Genomic DNA, 818 nt, shown 5'->3' on the forward strand with positions numbered 1-818 from the left:
GTAGGGCGGATAAGCGCGAAGCGCGCATCCGCCGAAACGTTTCCGATACTGACACCCATGCGTTGCATTGAGTCCATCAAGGCGCTGGACAACTAACGCCAGTACCACCCAATCCGCAATAACCACCCGGGTTTTTGGCCAGATATTGCTGGTGATAAGGTTCAGCATAGTAAAACGGGCCGGCCGGCTGGATCTCTGTGGTTATCTCTCCCCTGCCCCGCTCCTCAAGCGCGGCCTGATACCGCTCCCGACTCTGCTCCGCCGCGGCTTGCTGTGTGGCATTCTGGGTGTAAATCCCGGAGCGGTATTGGGTACCCCGATCATTGCCCTGGCGCATGCCTTGGGTAGGATCGTGATTTTCCCAGAAGGTTTTGAGAATGCTGCTGAGCGGCGCAACGGTGGGGTCAAACACCACCAGGACGACTTCGTTGTGTCCGGTGTAGCCGGAGCAGACTTCTTCGTAGGTAGGATTGGGGGTATAACCGGCGGCGTAACCGACGGCGGTACTGTAGACGCCAGGCAGTTGCCAGAAGCACCGCTCGGCGCCCCAAAAACAGCCCATGCCGACAACAATCTGCTCCAGCCCTTCCGGGAAAGGTGGCTGCAGTGGCGTACCTTTGACAAAGTGTTTGGCATTGTCGCCGTCGAGTTTCATCGCCTCATCACGCCCTTTCAAGGCCTGATCCCGCGTGGGCATTTCCAGCTTTCTGGTACCAAAAAACATACTTTCGACCACCTTGTGCGTTGTCGTTGAGACCGGTTCTGGAGGCGGTACAGTCTTTGGAGACCCGCCGTGAACCCATCCATGGGGGCTTCTC

General features: G+C 57.8%; 1 protein-coding gene. It reads right to left on the bottom strand.

The window, feature by feature from the left end; all coding sequences use genetic code 11:
• Positions 1 to 76 precede the first annotated feature (76 nt).
• Positions 77 to 724: a peptide-methionine (S)-S-oxide reductase MsrA gene (msrA, locus tag B3520_RS02775; RefSeq protein ID WP_024460216.1), complete on the bottom strand. Its 648-nt coding sequence runs from the start codon at positions 722 to 724 to the stop codon at positions 77 to 79.
• Between the last annotated feature and the right edge of the window lie 94 nt (positions 725 to 818).

Origin of the sequence: Marinimicrobium sp. UBA4509 (assembly GCF_002388575.1) — a bacterium.
Classification (GTDB): domain Bacteria; phylum Pseudomonadota; class Gammaproteobacteria; order Pseudomonadales; family Cellvibrionaceae; genus Marinimicrobium; species Marinimicrobium koreense.

Coding starts and splice junctions, on each gene's coding strand:
- msrA (WP_024460216.1), bottom strand. CDS start 724: ATGTTTTTTGGTACCAGAAAGCTGGAAATGCCCACGCGGGATCAGGCC.